The organism is Desnuesiella massiliensis, from assembly GCF_001403615.1.
In the GTDB taxonomy this organism is placed as follows: domain Bacteria; phylum Bacillota; class Clostridia; order Clostridiales; family Clostridiaceae; genus Desnuesiella; species Desnuesiella massiliensis.
On record NZ_LN879457.1, the window covers coordinates 886,395 to 902,080 of the forward strand.

The 15,686-nt window shown below is 31.6% G+C and carries 16 protein-coding genes; 14 read left to right on the forward strand and 2 right to left on the reverse strand.

Annotated elements, in window-relative coordinates:
- The first annotated feature begins 3 nt into the window (after window positions 1-3).
- The 8 genes from BN2665_RS22095 to BN2665_RS22130 all read left to right on the forward strand — a co-directional run bounded on the left by BN2665_RS22095 (window position 4) and on the right by BN2665_RS22130 (window position 6,766).
- Window positions 4-1,212: an ABC transporter permease gene (locus tag BN2665_RS22095; RefSeq protein ID WP_055669260.1), complete on the forward strand. Its 1,209-nt coding sequence runs from the start codon at window positions 4-6 to the stop codon at window positions 1,210-1,212.
- 151 nt (window positions 1,213-1,363) lie between these two features.
- Window positions 1,364-1,648, forward strand: a complete 285-nt coding sequence (locus tag BN2665_RS22100) for a hypothetical protein (RefSeq protein WP_154675004.1) — start codon at window positions 1,364-1,366, stop codon at window positions 1,646-1,648.
- 48 nt (window positions 1,649-1,696) lie between these two features.
- On the forward strand, window positions 1,697-2,221 hold the full coding sequence (gene idi, locus BN2665_RS22105; protein ID WP_055669262.1) for an isopentenyl-diphosphate Delta-isomerase: 525 nt from the start codon (window positions 1,697-1,699) through the stop codon (window positions 2,219-2,221).
- Between the two features lie 159 nt (window positions 2,222-2,380).
- On the forward strand, window positions 2,381-2,977 hold the full coding sequence (locus tag BN2665_RS22110; protein WP_055669263.1) for a superoxide dismutase: 597 nt from the start codon (window positions 2,381-2,383) through the stop codon (window positions 2,975-2,977).
- A 168-nt stretch (window positions 2,978-3,145) separates the two neighbouring features.
- Window positions 3,146-4,543, forward strand: coding sequence for a DUF2334 domain-containing protein (locus BN2665_RS22115; RefSeq protein ID WP_055669264.1), 1,398 nt, complete (start codon window positions 3,146-3,148; stop codon window positions 4,541-4,543).
- A 126-nt stretch (window positions 4,544-4,669) separates the two neighbouring features.
- Entirely contained in the window at window positions 4,670-5,272 is a 603-nt protein-coding gene (locus tag BN2665_RS22120) for a TetR/AcrR family transcriptional regulator (protein ID WP_055669265.1), read from the forward strand.
- 15 nt (window positions 5,273-5,287) lie between these two features.
- Window positions 5,288-6,139 (forward strand): GNAT family N-acetyltransferase, encoded by an 852-nt coding sequence (locus tag BN2665_RS22125; RefSeq protein ID WP_055669266.1) that lies wholly within the window; start codon window positions 5,288-5,290, stop codon window positions 6,137-6,139.
- A gap of 15 nt (window positions 6,140-6,154) precedes the next feature.
- Entirely contained in the window at window positions 6,155-6,766 is a 612-nt protein-coding gene (locus tag BN2665_RS22130; protein ID WP_055669267.1) for an SOS response-associated peptidase, read from the forward strand.
- 141 nt (window positions 6,767-6,907) lie between these two features.
- On the opposite strand, the gene BN2665_RS22135 is transcribed toward BN2665_RS22130, so the two are convergent.
- Together BN2665_RS22135 and BN2665_RS22140 are read right to left on the reverse strand one after the other, a co-directional pair.
- Complete coding sequence (locus BN2665_RS22135; protein ID WP_055669268.1) at window positions 6,908-7,147, reverse strand: zinc ribbon domain-containing protein; 240 nt, start codon at window positions 7,145-7,147, stop codon at window positions 6,908-6,910.
- Window positions 7,148-7,168: 21 nt separating this feature from the next.
- Entirely contained in the window at window positions 7,169-7,756 is a 588-nt protein-coding gene (locus BN2665_RS22140) for a TetR/AcrR family transcriptional regulator (protein WP_055669269.1), read from the reverse strand.
- A gap of 229 nt (window positions 7,757-7,985) precedes the next feature.
- Here BN2665_RS22140 and BN2665_RS22145 point away from each other — a divergent pair, with 229 nt between their 5' ends.
- The 6 genes from BN2665_RS22145 (at window position 7,986) to BN2665_RS22170 (ending at window position 15,683) form a co-directional block, all read left to right on the forward strand.
- Window positions 7,986-9,002: a homoserine dehydrogenase gene (locus BN2665_RS22145; RefSeq protein WP_055669270.1), complete on the forward strand. Its 1,017-nt coding sequence runs from the start codon at window positions 7,986-7,988 to the stop codon at window positions 9,000-9,002.
- A gap of 15 nt (window positions 9,003-9,017) precedes the next feature.
- Window positions 9,018-9,875, forward strand: a complete 858-nt coding sequence (locus BN2665_RS22150; protein ID WP_055669271.1) for a GNAT family N-acetyltransferase — start codon at window positions 9,018-9,020, stop codon at window positions 9,873-9,875.
- A gap of 188 nt (window positions 9,876-10,063) precedes the next feature.
- Window positions 10,064-11,509 (forward strand): tagaturonate reductase, encoded by a 1,446-nt coding sequence (locus BN2665_RS22155; protein WP_055669272.1) that lies wholly within the window; start codon window positions 10,064-10,066, stop codon window positions 11,507-11,509.
- Window positions 11,506-12,996: a UxaA family hydrolase gene (locus BN2665_RS22160; RefSeq protein ID WP_055669273.1), complete on the forward strand. Its 1,491-nt coding sequence runs from the start codon at window positions 11,506-11,508 to the stop codon at window positions 12,994-12,996. Before BN2665_RS22155 ends, BN2665_RS22160 begins: the two co-directional genes overlap by 4 nt.
- Before the next feature lie 17 nt (window positions 12,997-13,013).
- A complete protein-coding gene (locus BN2665_RS22165) occupies window positions 13,014-14,498 on the forward strand; it encodes a tagaturonate epimerase family protein (protein ID WP_207643709.1) in 1,485 nt (494 codons plus the stop codon).
- 42 nt (window positions 14,499-14,540) lie between these two features.
- Window positions 14,541-15,683, forward strand: coding sequence for a GNAT family N-acetyltransferase (locus tag BN2665_RS22170; RefSeq protein ID WP_055669274.1), 1,143 nt, complete (start codon window positions 14,541-14,543; stop codon window positions 15,681-15,683).
- The last annotated feature ends 3 nt before the right edge of the window (window positions 15,684-15,686 follow it).

Here is a 15,686-nt window from a genome sequence, read left to right on the forward strand (position 1 = left end):
AAGATGAATATAAGAGAGAATTTTAAAATGGCAGTAGATAGCATAGTAGCAAATAAAATGAGATCTTTTTTGACCATGCTCGGTATTATAATTGGAATTAGCTCTGTAATAACCATAGTATCACTAGGTCAGGGAGGTCAAAGCACTATTACTAGTGAATTTGAGAAAATAGGTGCTACCTCTGTAAGTATAAAAGTAAATTCACAAAAGGCAGAAAAAAGTGATTATATAAATTTAGAAGATGTTAAGCAAATAAAAGAAAAAATAGATACGGTTAAATATATTACCCCTACATTGCAAAAGCAAGGAGTGGCTAATTCACCAGTAAAAACAAAAAGGGCCTTTATAACTGGAGCAAATGAAGATTTACAATATATACAAAATATAGAGATAGATGATGGTAGATTTTTTAATTCTAATGAAGCACTAGAAGGAAAACCTGTGATTTTATTAGATGAAATCACAGCAAAATCTCTTTTTGGAAGTACTGATGTAGTAGGAAAAACTATAACTTTAGGAGCAAAAACGTCACCTAAAAAAGCCACCATAATAGGAGTGACAAAAAGTCAGATGGGTATGTTTGGTGGAGACGATGAAAACATTCCAGCCATGATTATGGCACCTATAAAATTTGTCCAAGAGCTTTATCCTAACGATAACTTAATTGATTCCATTACCATAAGCTCTACTTCGAAAGAGACCACTGAGTCAGCAGGAAAGAGCTCTATAAATATTCTTGAGAATAGACATAATAATAGAGAAAGAGAAGTTTATAAAGCTGATAATATATTAAAGCAACTGGATCAGGTTAATAAAGTATTGGGTATATTCACTGCTTTTATAGGAGCAGTAGCTGCTATTTCATTAATAGTAGGCGGTATAGGTGTAATGAACATAATGCTAGTTTCGGTGACAGAAAGAACTAGAGAGATCGGTATAAGAAAAGCAATTGGAGCTACTACTAAAACCATTTTACTTCAATTTTTAACTGAGTCTGTAATAATTTCTCTTATTGGAGGGATTATAGGTATGATAGTAGGAATTTTAGGAGCCTTCGCTATAGGAAGCTTTGCAAACATAATCCCTAAGCTTTCTCTAACTGTGATACTTGGAGTAATCTTCTTTTCCTCCGCAGTGGGTATCTTTTTTGGAATATATCCAGCTAAGAAGGCTGCTAACTTAGATCCTATAGATGCATTAAGATATGAATAGGCTGTAAAAGTTCATAGTTAAAAGCACAAAGTATAAATTAGGAAGATTTTTTCCTCTTTGACCTTTGTAATCTAGCAAAAATTACTTCATATTTTTGTTTATTCAGGATTATTTCTCAAAAAATCAGCATACTAAAACTATAGTAAGCGAGGTGAGAAAGATGAATGAAAAAGATAGATTTATACAAGAGATATTAATGCCGCATTTAGAAATGTTTAAAAGTGTAGATAGCAGCGATAAAAATCATGATTGGATTGTAGATAATATAATTGAAGATATCCGAAGATTGATTAGAATAGCTCCAGATAATGAAGACATCAGAGTAGCAGAAAGAATAATAAAAACTTACGATAATAATAAAAATGAAGTGATTGATTGCTTAGAAGATCTGACACATCCTTATGAAGATTATAAAAATAAAACAATTAAATTTTAAGTAAGATATAAACCTTTCATGTCATAAATATTATAAAGGAGCGTAATTATGGGGGAAAGAATACTATTAGTGAATGAATATGATAAAGAAGTTGGTTATGAGGAAAAGCTCACAGTTCATAAAAAGGGCCTCCTGCATAGGGCTTTTTCCATATTTATATTTGATAAGAATGGAAGACTGTTGTTACAAAAAAGAGATAGCTTAAAATACCATTCTCCAAGTCTGTGGACAAATACCTGCTGTAGCCATCAAAGGGAAGGAGAGTTATTAGAAGAAGCTATACACAGAAGGCTCAAAGAGGAAATGGGCTTTGATTGTGATTTAAAAGAGATATTTCAGTTTACTTATAAAACAGAATTTAAAAATGAGCTTATAGAAAATGAATATGATCATGTATTTATTGGAAGATATGATGGAACCATAGTACCAAATAAAGAAGAGGTAGAGGATTTTAAATGGGCTCATTTAAATGAAATAAAGGAAGATATAAAAAATAATCCCGAAGGGTACACATATTGGTTTAAGCTAATAATTAATAAAGTAGAGCAATATATTCAAAATAACGAAGTATAAAAATAAGCTAGGGTGTAATAATAAGTGTGTTACAGGGAAACATTACGAAAACTTAACTTATACATGTTCCAAAATGGTAGCTTCAAGCCATTATGATGCATGTATAAGTTTTTAGTTGAAGGTGTTTCCCTATAAATTATAATTTAAGAGGTGATAATAATGGCACACACTTTACCGCAATTACCCTATGAATATAATGCATTAGAACCTTATTATGATGAAGCTACTGTAAAAATTCATCATGATCTTCATCATAAGGCTTATGTAGATGGTCTCAACAATGCAGAGCTAAAGATTGAAGAAGCTAGAAAATCAGGAGATTATACATTAATTAAGCATTATGAGAGAGAGCTCGCCTTCCATGGAGCAGGTCATATACTGCACTCATTATTTTGGGAAAATATGATGGCTAATGGTGGGGAAGCTAAGGACGAAGTACTAAATCAAATAAACAAAGATTTTGGAAGCTATGATAGCTTTAAAAAAGAATTCTCAGCTGCTGCTGTAGCGGTGGAAGGTTCAGGATGGAGCATATTGTGCTGGAATTGCATGTTTAGCAAACTTGTTATATTAACTGCAGAGAAGCATCAGGATTTAACTCAATGGGCAGTTAAGCCTTTGCTCATCTTGGATGTATGGGAGCATGCCTACTATTTAAAATATCAAAATAAGAGAGCTGCTTTTGTGGAAGCTTGGTGGAATATAGTAAATTGGAATGTGGTAAATGAAAGATTTAAATGTGCTTCTAAAAAGTAAATAACATAAAAAGTAAAATTCAGCCTGAAGGTGTACACTGCTTTCAGGTTTTTATTTTTTTGTAGCTGCTGAAGGTTTTTATTACGATTTTTATTGAATAAGTCTAATAAATTTGATAGTGTATTAAGTATATAGTGAAATGCTTAATTGGGGGGATAATTATCTATTATGAAAAAAAGCTTTAAAATCATTGCTTTGATATTAGTTATTGGAACAAACATTTTTACCTTTTGTTTTGAAGATAACAGATACAAGAATATAATTTATGATACTAATGATAATATAGTACTAACTTCTTCTAATTTTGATAAGGACGTGAGAGAAAGAGGTAGAAAAGAAAAAAGATTAAATTACAAACCCTATAATCCCTCAATGCAATATGAAAAGCCTTCAGTTTCTTTTTATTATAGAGGGCAGGCTATAAATTTTGAAGTGCCAGTATTGATGCAATATAATAGATATTACTTACCAATTGAGGAAACGATTTCAAAACTCGGCGCATCATTAGAATATAAAGAAGAAGGTATAATTATTAATTTTAAAGAGGTTAAAACCGTTATTGATACCCCAAATAATTTAATGAAACAAGGGCAAAAGATAAAGAAACTAAGGGTTTCGCCTGTTTGTCAAAATGGTATATGGTATATGTCATTAATTGATTTTACAGAAGCGCTAAATTTAAAAACAAAATGGGATCATACTAAAAAGTCAGTAATTCTTTACGAAGATGATGCTGTAAATACAACTGTAGTAAAGAAGGGTAGAAGACTAAAGCCAGCTTTAATTAGGCTAGAAGATGTAGCGGCGGGTATTTTATATACTAAGGAAGAAAACTTAGAGAAGTTTAGAATAGTTGCAGATTATTTAAATAGTCAAGGTATGTATTACCACATTGCTTGGATACCAAGATATGTGAATCCAGAAAAGAAAATAGATAATGATTTGACTAAAGAAAATAACATTGAAAATACAGATTTTTTATTTACTCTAGATTACATAATAAACAGAAATGGAATTATTGGCATTCATGGCTATACTCATCAATTTGGTGATGAAGAAAGCATAATAGGTACTGAATTTAGTGAAAAATATAATACTACTGAAACAGAAACTAGGAGTAGAGTAGAGGCGGCTATTGAATGTGCTGAAAAACTAAATATACCCTATAAATTTTTTGAAAGTCCTCATTATAACTCTACTAAATTTCATCAAAGCATCATAGAACAATATTTTGATTATGTCTATGAACCTTGTGTAGGAGTGTGGAATAAAAAGCCTCTTTTAAGCCAAAGGAATAAAAGTACTTTTTATATTCCTACACCTTTAAGCTATGTAAAAGGAAAAGATGTAGAGGATATGATTAAAAGAATTGATGAAGCCTCGGCTAAGCAAGAATTTATAAGCTTCTTCTATCATCCTAGCAAAGAGTTAGATTATATAAACCTATGGACAGATGAAAACAATAAACCTAGATTTAACTACTCAGAGGATTCAATTCTTCATAAGATAGTAAAAGATTTAAAGAGTAAAGATTATACTTTAATAAGAGTAAGCGATATAAGATAATAATTTTATAAATATTTTACCTGCGTCTAAAAGAAATTTTAGGCGTTTTTTTATATTGAACGCTAAATAAATATATGCTAGTATTAAAGAAACTGACTAGTCGTTTTTTTATTAAGGAGGATGCTAATGCCTAAAATAAGTGAGGAAGCGAAAAATGAAAGAGTTCAAATTATATTAGACCATGCCTTCAAGCTTTTTTCTAGGAAAGGATACTCTAATACCACCATGGATGATATTGTTAAGGCTTCAGGCATAAGCAAGGGAGGAATTTATACATATTTTAGAGGTAAACAAGAGATATTCATTGCTATAGCAGAAAATCGTTTTAGTCTAAGAAGAAAAATGGTAGAAGAACTGCAGGAAGATTTAAGCAGTATAGAAAAAATAAAAAATTATTTAAATTGGATATTGTCTTGGGTATCAGATGAAAAAAACTCTCTTCAGATAAAGTTTACTACTGAATTCTGGTCTGTTAGTTCTAGAGATAAAGATCTTATGAAGGTATCCGAGGCAAGATATGAGAGATTTTCAAAGGGTTTGAAGGGAATATTGATAGAAGGAGTAGAAAGGGGTGAATTTAAAGAGGACTTAGATATTGATGCTATGGTGTATTTAATCTTAGCCTCTACTGATAGTATAGGATTTATGACAGGAGTAATGGGGATAAAAGCTGATAAAAAGGTTTGTGAGAATTTAATCAGCATGATTTGCAATCATTTAATAAAGTAAAAGGGGAGAGAATTTATGATTAATTATAATAGATGCTCAGAGGTTAAAATAGAACAGGTTTATGAAGCCTTTAATATTGGATTTTCTGATTATATAGTAAAATTTAATATGGGCTTAGAGGATTTTATAAAGAGATTTTTTGGGCCAGAGGGTAATTCTTTAGAAAATTCTTTTATAGCGATGGATGGAGATAAGCCTATAGGATTAGTACTTGGAGGAATTAAAGAGTATCAGGGAATAAAGACTATAAGGTGTGGTACCTTGACTGTGGCTCCAGATTACAGAGGACAAGGCATTAGCTATAAGTTATTTGATCTTTACAAGGAAGAGGGTATTAAGAATAATTGCAAGCAGCTGTTTTTAGAGGTTATAGTGGGGAACGATCGGGCCATAAAATTTTATGAAAAGAATGGTTTTTATAAGGTCTATAATATGTGGTATTATGGGCTATCGGATATAGAAGATATAAAATCTTATGATTTGGGCAATATAGTATTAAAAGAAAGCAATATGGATACTCTAAATAGAATTTTTAAAGAAAAAGTAGACTACCACATTAACTGGCAAAATGATATTGATTTTATAAGAGGGTTAGAAAATAATATAATCTATGGTGCTTATGAAGAGGATAAGGTAGTAAGCTTGATTTGCATAACACCTATGGGAAGAGTAAATTTTCTTTGGACAGACAAAGAATTTAGAAATAAGGGTTTAGCTATGTCTCTTATAAAAGAAGTCTATCTAAAAAATCAGATCAAAAAAGTGTCTTTGTGTTTTCCTAATAATTCATTAGCCTATGGCTTTTCTTTAAGAAATGGATTTAAAAAGGAAGACTTAAGCCAATATGAAATGTATTATATATTATAAAAAGGAGTCCTAATTATGTGCGGAAGATTTCAGTTGAATTATAGTATAGATAAAATAATAGATAATTATAGCTATATTAGAGAGTTAGAATTAATCTCCAGCATGGAAAAGGGGGAGAAATTCCCTAGTGATGAAATATTGATAATAAACCAAGAATTTAAAGCCACAGGAGCTAAATGGGGATTCCCTCTTTATGGTAAGTTGCTGATTAATGCTAGAGCTGAAACTCTTCTAAATAAGGATATGTTTAAAGATTTAGTAAAAAATCAAAGATGTATAATACCAGCTAATTATTTTTATGAGTGGAAAAATGAAAAAGGTAAAAAAATTAAACATAAAATATTTTTAAAGGGTAAAGAAGTCTTTTCTATGGCTGGTTTGTATAAAAAGATTAAGCTTGTGGATGGCAGTGAAAAGCTTTCTGTAGTAATCATAACTACGGAACCCAATAGAGAGATTCGAGAGCTTCACCATAGAATGCCAGCTATCCTTGATAAGGATAAAGAATTATTGTGGCTTTCTAAAGAATGCAGTGAAGAAGAAGCTTTATCTATTTTAACCCCATATAGGGATAATGGATTAAGCATATCACAGGATATAGATTTTGAGCAGCTGAGCCTTATTTAAATTAGCTATCTCAATACAATATTAATTAACTTTTTCTATTTCAAAAAATTATTTAGTTATTACGCAAAAAATACCGTAAAATCCATTCATACAAACTATGTTTATAAGATATAGTTTAGTGAATAATACGGTATTTTTTTATTATTGATTTTTCCAAGCTGGCAGTTTAGCCATCATCGCTTTAGCGGCAGAGTTTGCAGCCTTTTCATTTAAACCTTGAGTTTTAACGATGAAATTAGTTAAAGAATTTAATTTCTCATGGTAGGACTGCATGGTTCCATCCGAGTGACAACAATATTTGCAGTAATCTTTTTCACAATCTCCCATAGCAAAGTCTTCCGGATTTTTCATAGGCATTCCACAGGCAATACATTGTTTCATTTTATATTCCTCCTTATATTTTTATAGGGTAATTAAACTAATATAATGATGTAATAATTCATCGCCATATTGTTTTAGAATAGAACCATTAGAAGAAAATAAGTCTCCATTAGTTAGGTAATAATGAACTAGACTTATCCAAGTATTGAAAATTAAATGTATAGGAATTTTACGAATGACGCTTTTATCTATTTCTTTCTCTGCTGCCTTGCCAATGTGAAAGGAAATATTAGATTGAATTATAATATAAGTATTGCTAGCGCTTGCAGGAAGTAGGCGTCTTTCTATAATCAATCTTGTATAAAAAGGTTCAAATTCAATTAGGCCTTTTATATGAGCTTCTAAAACTTCATATAAACTGCTATTGGTGTCTACTAATTCATGAAGTCTCTGTGTAATCCTAGTTCCAAATTCCTCTATTACAGCTATTAATAACTCTTCCTGCGTGGAAAAGTGAGCGAAGAGGGTTCCGTGTGATACATTTGCAGCTTTTGATATATCTGAAGTTCGAGTAGCTATTATACCATTTTCACCAAATTGCTTAATTGCTATTTCTGTTAAATGTTTTCTAGTTAAAGCTTTCTGCTTTTGTCTCTTAGTTTCTGACATTACGTTAACTCCTTTTCAATGAGTGTTTACTCAATGATTATATACTCATTATATATATGAAAAATTTTCCTGTCAACAGTTATTTTTTAAATAATATTTATTATTATTTTGTCATTATCTTATAATAGAGATTTATTTAATTTAAAACATATTTACTTTTAATAAGTTTTGCCTTATGTTTTATATATGATTATTAAAAATAATTAGTTCGAGGTTAGGAGGAAAAAACATGAGAGTTAATATAGCCATCAGCGGCTTTGGAAATGTAGCAAAGAAATTAATAAAATTAATAAACACAAAAGGACCTCAACTTATTGAAAAGTATAATTTGGATTTGAGTATGTGCTGCGTATTAACTAGAAAAGGATCAATTTATCATAAGAATGGATTAATACTAAATGAAATAATTAATAAAATGAATAATAAGGATGAGCTAAATAATTATATTGAAAAAAATAATTTACATTATGTAAATTATTTTCCTTCAGGCATGGATCTGCTTGTAGAATGTACACCTACAGATATAGAAACTGGAGAACCGGGGTTAAGCTATGCTCTTAAAGCCATAGAACAAGGAATGAATATAGTGTTCGCTTCTAAGGGAGCCTTAGTGACCCATTTCACTGATATATTTGATAAAGCTATAGAAAAAGGGATAGAAATTAGATATAGTGGAGCTACTGCAGCGGCATTACCTACTTTAGATATATACAACTATAGTCTTTTAGGTACAGAGATTAATTACATAGAAGGAATTTTAAATGGTACAACTAATTATATACTTACAACGATGCATGAGAAGGAAGTAAGCTATTTGGAAGCTTTAAAAGAAGCTCAGGAAAAGGGAATTGCTGAGAAAAACAGTGATTTAGATATTAAAGGTATTGATAGTGCTTGCAAAATACTATTAATTGCTAATAGCATCTACGGAAAAAATTTATCTCTTAAGGATGTAAACATTACTGGGATTGAACATATAACTAAAGAACAAATAAGAAAAGCTTCAGAAGAAAATAAAGTTATAAAACTAATTGCAGGCGCTTATAGGAACGGGGATAATATAAGTATTGAAGTTAAACCAAAACTTATTGATAAAAATCATTACTTTGCCAATGCTAATGGAAGGAACAAAGCTATCTTGTATAGTACGCAAGAAATGGGAGATATAATTGCGGTAGGAGGAGCCTCAGACCCCATGGGAACCGCAGCCGCCTTATTAAAAGATATTATTTCTATATATTCGTAAAAAGAGGTGAAAAGCATGGAATTAGAGTTTAAAAAATTAGAACATGAGGATTATAATCAAGTATATGATATATGTAAAGATATTTGGGAGGGGACAGATTATCTTCCACAAGTTTTTCACAAGTGGGTAGATGATAAAGGACTATTTCTAGCTGCTATAGATAAGGATAAAAACAAGATAGTAGGTGTAGATAAGTATTCCATACTTTATGATGGTTCAGGCTGGTTAGAAGGATTAAGAGTTCATAAAGATTATAGAGGATTGAAAATAGGAAAGAAGCTAGCATATAATTTATTTGATTACGCTTTAGGGGACTATGATAAAGGGCTTATTAATAAAATTGCATTTTGTACTCATGCTACTAATACAGAGAGCATAGCAATAATGAGGGAATTAAAATTCACCTTACACACGAAGTATTTGCTTCTGCTCAAAGAATATGATAGCCTTTCTAAAGGACTACGTGAGCAGGATTTTGATGTAGCAAATTGGGAAATTACTTTAGAAGAATTTTTCAATTTAGAGTATTTTAAAAGAAGAAATAATTTGGTATCTTTGAACTTTATATTTCAAGAGCCAACAAAAGACTTATATGAAGAATTAAAGAAGGGTAATTGCTTTGTTACAATAAATGGTTATAAAGGTATAATTAAAGTTAAGGGAGAAGCTCATTTCATAGCCATAGATGATAGTTTTGAAGCTATAGATACTTTTATGAATTATTGTTTAGTAAAATATTATAGTCTATCAACTCTAGAGCCTTTAACATCGGTTTTAGCAGAAGAGAAGAAGCTTATTAAGAAGGCTATGGACAATAATTATATATCTATGAATCAGTGGGAAGCAGATTACTTATATTATGTTTACAAATAGAATAGAAGCTAAGGTTAAATTGAGGTTTGTGAAAACAAGCCTCAATTTGTTTTTTTATGAAATCATTTTACATTGTGGAAATTAACCATAAATACAAATATAAAAAGCAAAGAATGTTTAGAGCTTTAAAGCTATTATATACATATATACATTAGAAAAGTTCTAAAGCATTAAGGAGGGCTGATGGTATGTTGTTAAATAAAAGTACTTATAAGGAATACCAAAATCATTTAGAGAAGATAGTGCAGTTTGGCGAAGGTAACTTTTTAAGAGCCTTTGTAGACTGGATTGTAGATACTATGAACAAAAAAGGTGTTTTTAATGGAAGCGCAGTTGTAATTCAACCATTGGAAAGAGGAATGATTAACAAGTTAAATGAGCAAGATGGCTTGTACACCCTATATTTAAATGGAATAAAAGAAGGAAAAGTAGTAAGTGAACATGAGGTAATAAGTTCAATAAAAAGAGCACTTAATCCTTATTCTCAATATGAAGAATATTTACAACTAGCAGAACAAGAAGAGATAAGGTTTGTATTTTCCAATACTACTGAAGCTGGTATTGCATTTAACCAGGAGGATACCCTAGAGCACAGACCACAAAACAGCTATCCTGGGAAACTTACTGCTTTTTTATATCATAGATTTAAATTTTTTAATAGAGCTAAGGACAAAGGTCTTATAGTAATACCTTGCGAGTTAATAGATAAAAACGGAGAGATTTTAAAATCTATAGTATTACAATATGCGAAACTATGGAATTTAGGAGAAGAATTTATTCAATGGATTGAAAAGTATAATGTGTTTTGTAATAGTTTAGTAGACAGAATTGTACCAGGATACCCAAAAGAAAAAATGAAAGAGATAACAGCAGAGTTAGGCTATGAAGATGGATTAGTTGTAGAAGGCGAACAATTTCACTTGTGGGTTATAGAAGGACCAGGTTGGATTAAAGAAGAATTTCCAGCAGATAAAGCAGGACTAAACGTGTTGTTTGTGGAGGATTTAACTCCTTACAGAACAAGAAAAGTTAGAATTTTAAATGGAGCGCATACCTCCATGGTACCAGTAGCCTATTTATATGGATTGGATACTGTTAAAGAGGCTGTGGAGCACGAGAATTTGGGTAAATTTATAAGACAACTGATATATGAAGAAATAATTCCAACCTTAGATTTACCTCTAGAAGAATTAGAATCCTTTGCTGAGGCAGTGTTAGATAGATTTAAAAATCCTTTTATAAAGCATTATTTAATGAGTATAGCTCTAAATTCTATGTCAAAATTTGAAACTAGAGTGCTTCCTTCTCTTATAGAGTATAAAAGCTCTAAGGAAGCTTTACCTGATAGAATATGCTTTTCTTTGGCAGCTTTAATGCATTTTTACAAAGGTTATAGGAAAGGAGAAAAAATAGCTCTAGCTGATGAAGGAGATATTTTAGATTTATATGAGAAGCTTTGGAATAGTAAAGAGGAGGATCTATATGAGAGAGTGGTAAGAGGAATTTTATCTTACGAAAAGCTTTGGAAGATGGACTTAACTAGCATCGATGGATTAGAGGAAAAGATTATTTATTTCTTAAGAAAAATAGATGAAGAAGGTATAGAAAAAGCTATAAATGAGGTGATAGCTTGAAGGATTTTATAGTTATAAATAAAGAAGATAATGTAGCCGTTGCCTTAAAGGATTTAGAAGCTGGAAGAAGTTTTATTATAAATGACAGAGAGATCACCCTTATAGAAGTTATAAAAAAGGGTCATAAGTTTTCAATAAAGTCTATTGATGAAGGAGAGAACATCCTTAAATATGGGCTGCCTATAGGTCATGCAAGCTGCTCCATAAATGGTGGACAATGGGTTCATGTCCATAATATAAAAACAAACTTAGCAGGTTTTGAGGAATACAAATATAATAAAAACTCAAAAGCCTTTAGCAATAAAAAGAGCAACTTCTTTAAATTTATGGGTTATAAAAGAGAAAATGGTGAAGTGGGCATAAGGAATGAGCTTTGGATAGTTCCCACAGTGGGCTGTGTAAATGGTATAGGTGAGAATATAATAAAGGAATTCAAGAAAAGAGTAGATGCATCTTCTCTAGATGCAGTGAATATCTTTAAGCATAATTATGGCTGCTCACAGCTAGGAGAAGATCATGAAAATACTAAAATAATTCTAGGGGATATAGTGAAGCACCCTAATGCTGGAGGAGTGCTTGTGCTAGGATTAGGCTGCGAAAATAATCATATGAGTGCTTTTAAAGAGAGTTTAGGGGAATACTGCCATAGTAGAGTTAGATTTTTAGTATCTCAAGAGGTGGAAGATGAGATAGAAGAAGGGGCTAAGCTTCTTATTGAATTGTTTGAGAATATGAAAAAGGATAAACGAGAACCTCAGCCTATAAGTGAGTTAAAGATAGGATTAAAATGCGGTGGGTCTGATGGATTTTCAGGTATAACCGCTAATCCACTGCTGGGGGCCTTCTCAGATTTCTTAATCAATGAAGGAGGTACCACAGTGCTTACTGAAGTGCCAGAAATGTTTGGAGCTGAAACTCTTCTAATGGAGAGAGCAAAGGATGAGCAGGTATTTAATAATATAGTGACCATGATCAATAATTTTAAACAATATTTTATGAGTTATAACCAACCTGTCTATGAAAATCCTTCTCCAGGGAATAAAGAAGGGGGCATATCTACCTTAGAGGAGAAATCTTTAGGATGTACACAAAAATCTGGAAATTATCCTGTGGTAGACGTGCTTAATTATGGAGAGAGAATCAGGCAAAAGGGTTTAAATCTCTTAACAGGACCAGGTAATGATTTAGTAGCTTCTACTGCTCTTGGTGCAGCAGGCTGCCATATGGTTTTATTTACCACAGGTAGAGGTACTCCCTTCGGAAGCTTTGTACCTACTATGAAAATATCCACAAATAATGAGCTATTTAAGCTTAAACCAAGATGGATAGATTTTAATGCAGGTGAGTTATTGCTAGATAAATCTATGGAAGAGCTCCTAGAGGAATTTGTAACCTATATATTAAAGGTAGCTAATGGAGAACTTGTGAATAATGAGAAGAATGATTTTAGAGATATTTCAATATTTAAGCAAGGAGTAACCTTGTAGAGCTAGGAGGAGTTTTAGTGAAAAAGGACATTTATAAGATATTTGAAGAAAACAGTTTTAACATGAAAGAAAATCACCTAGAGGTTTACACAGAGTCTATATATTATATAGAGGAAACCTTAGTGAGTATGGTTAAACTTAATGGAAAAAAATATTTGATGGTTAATGGAGACCATAATATATATGGAGAACTTGATGGGAAATTTTATAATAATTTAAAGCTATGTCCTTTAACCCATGAAAATAGATTAGTTCTAAATAAATATTTTGATTTTACAATACCAAAAGCCTTTGGCAAAAATATAGCTACTATGGGCTTAGGGGATAGATTGGGAATGGCTTCTGTAGGACATATCAAAACTATTAAAAATAGGGACGTTAGGCCTATACTGGCTCAACAGAGTATTAGGGAACTTAATCTTACTGGACGAACCTATGAGGAAGTTTTAGATTGTGCTTGTTTTGCAGCCTTTCAAGAAGGATATAAACAAGGCTTTGGAGCAGATGGGGATCATTTGAAAGAGGAGCAGCATATAAAGCTAGCCTTAGACCTTGGATTTTCCATGATTACTTTAGATTGCTCCGAGAAGATAAATAACCATGTGGAGAAATATTCTCCTCTAGTTATTAAAGAGAAATATGAGAATTTGCCTAATTTAGTGAAAAATTATTATGAAGATAAGTATTTAAAGAAAAGTTTTAAATTAATGAACAATTCTTTAACTTATAGCAAAGAAGAACTCATGAAGTATGTATTAGTCTATAGGGAGTCCATAGATTTTATAGTATATATATATGATAAATATATTAGTAATCATTCATTAGCTGTAGATTTTGAAGTATCTATTGACGAAACTACTACTCCAACCACTCCATTAGCACACTATTTCGTTGGTAAAGAGCTTGTAGATAGAGGTGTGGATGTAAATAGTATGGCCCCAAGATTCTGTGGAGAATTTCAAAAGGGAATAGATTATATAGGAGATAAAGAGCAATTTGAGAGAGAGTTTAGACTTCATGCTGAAATCAGTGATTATTTTGGATATAAAATCAGTATTCACTCCGGCAGCGATAAGTTTAGTGTGTTCCCTATAATTGCAAAATACACTGCAGGAAGATTTCATGTAAAAACCGCAGGAACCAATTGGTTAGAGGCTATGAGGGTAATTGCTGAGGAAAGGCCAGAACTTTATAGGAGAATGCATAGCTATGCCCTAGAGCATTTTGAAGAAGCAAAGGCCTACTATCATGTGACTACGGATTTAAATAAAATTAAAGCTCTAGATAAGGTACAGGATAGTAATTTAAAGGATTATTTAGAGGAAGATAATGCAAGACAATTAATCCACATAACCTATGGCATATTGCTTCAAGCAAAGGATGAAAAAGGAGAGAGTTTATTTAAAAAAGAGTTTTATAATGCCTTAGAACAATTAGAAAAAGAATATGATAATGTATTGATAAAACACATAGGTAAACATTTATCTTTGTTAGGAAAGTAAAATGTATAGATGCCCAAATTATGATGTAGAAGAGGTGTTCATATGGAAGGTCCAAGAAGCTGCAAAAAAGAGGAGTTGAAGGAAGTCATAGCACTAATTGATGGAACTTTTAGAATTCCAAGGGGCTATGCCCCTACTATGGGTAAGGAATTTCCATTGCTATTGGGAGAAAAGAATTTGGATAATATTAGAATAATACTAGAACATGGAAAGCCTGTAGCAGATGTTAATTATTACAAAACAAAAGTATTCATAGAAGGAGTCCCTATTAATGTAGCTTCCATTGGAGCGGTGTGCAGCCATGAAAAAGTTCGTGGTAAAGGATATGCTTCATTGATATTGGATGATGTAGAAAGCAGGCTAGTAAAGGATAATGTTCATCTAATGCTTGTTTCTGGAAGCAGGAATCTTTACTTAAGAAGGCATTGCTGTGTCACAGGACAGTGCTGTGAATATACTATAGGTTTCTTAGGTAAAAGCTTTGAAGAAATTAAGCTAATAGATATCAATAATGATAATCTATACAAAATGGTTAAATTGTATAATGCTCAAAGTACTAGGTTCAGTAGAAGCTATCAGGAGTTTGAGCATTTATTTAAAGGAGCTACTACTCCTTGGGCAAACCTGTCCTATAACAATTATTTAATTGAGTATGACCATCAGGTTCGAGGATATATAGTTCTAAGAACCTACTCCGATGCAAAAGGGGATAATTTCGGATATGTGGTAGAATGCTCAGGGGATGAAAATGCACTATGGAAAGCTATGCAAAATATTATTGAAAAGTTAAAGTTAAAGCTTATCAATATGCCATTAAACTTTAGTGATTCCATGGTTAAAAGTACCATATTTAATAATGTACCTAAGAAAAATATGAATATGCTAGGAACTGTAAAGGTTATGAATTTTACATCATTGATGAAGGCTTTAGAACCTTATTTTAATCAATATGTAGAGGATAAATTACTAGGAGCTTTACAATGCAGTGAAGATAAAGCTAAATTCATATTTAAACTAGATGAAGAAGTCTTAGAAATAAATTCTCAACAGGAATTAGTAGATTTGATCTTTGGAAATTGGGAAAAGGCAGACTTACTAGAGAACTGTCCCCCTAAATTGAAGGCCTTCTTTAATAAAGTATTTCCTATACCCTTCCCTTGGCCGGGAAATATGAATTTTCAGTAAAGG

Bases quoted from the DNA above. Each gene is read 5' to 3' on its own strand.
- BN2665_RS22095 (WP_055669260.1), top strand. From the start codon at position 4: ATGAATATAAGAGAGAATTTTAAAATGGCAGTAGATAGCATAGTAGCA.
- idi (WP_055669262.1), top strand. From the start codon at position 1,697: ATGGGGGAAAGAATACTATTAGTGAATGAATATGATAAAGAAGTTGGT.
- BN2665_RS22110 (WP_055669263.1), top strand. From the start codon at position 2,381: ATGGCACACACTTTACCGCAATTACCCTATGAATATAATGCATTAGAA.
- BN2665_RS22115 (WP_055669264.1), top strand. From the start codon at position 3,146: ATGAAAAAAAGCTTTAAAATCATTGCTTTGATATTAGTTATTGGAACA.
- BN2665_RS22120 (WP_055669265.1), top strand. From the start codon at position 4,670: ATGCCTAAAATAAGTGAGGAAGCGAAAAATGAAAGAGTTCAAATTATA.
- BN2665_RS22125 (WP_055669266.1), top strand. From the start codon at position 5,288: ATGATTAATTATAATAGATGCTCAGAGGTTAAAATAGAACAGGTTTAT.
- BN2665_RS22130 (WP_055669267.1), top strand. From the start codon at position 6,155: ATGTGCGGAAGATTTCAGTTGAATTATAGTATAGATAAAATAATAGAT.
- BN2665_RS22135 (WP_055669268.1), bottom strand. From the start codon at position 7,147: ATGAAACAATGTATTGCCTGTGGAATGCCTATGAAAAATCCGGAAGAC.
- BN2665_RS22140 (WP_055669269.1), bottom strand. From the start codon at position 7,756: ATGTCAGAAACTAAGAGACAAAAGCAGAAAGCTTTAACTAGAAAACAT.
- BN2665_RS22145 (WP_055669270.1), top strand. From the start codon at position 7,986: ATGAGAGTTAATATAGCCATCAGCGGCTTTGGAAATGTAGCAAAGAAA.
- BN2665_RS22150 (WP_055669271.1), top strand. From the start codon at position 9,018: ATGGAATTAGAGTTTAAAAAATTAGAACATGAGGATTATAATCAAGTA.
- BN2665_RS22155 (WP_055669272.1), top strand. From the start codon at position 10,064: ATGTTGTTAAATAAAAGTACTTATAAGGAATACCAAAATCATTTAGAG.
- BN2665_RS22170 (WP_055669274.1), top strand. From the start codon at position 14,541: ATGGAAGGTCCAAGAAGCTGCAAAAAAGAGGAGTTGAAGGAAGTCATA.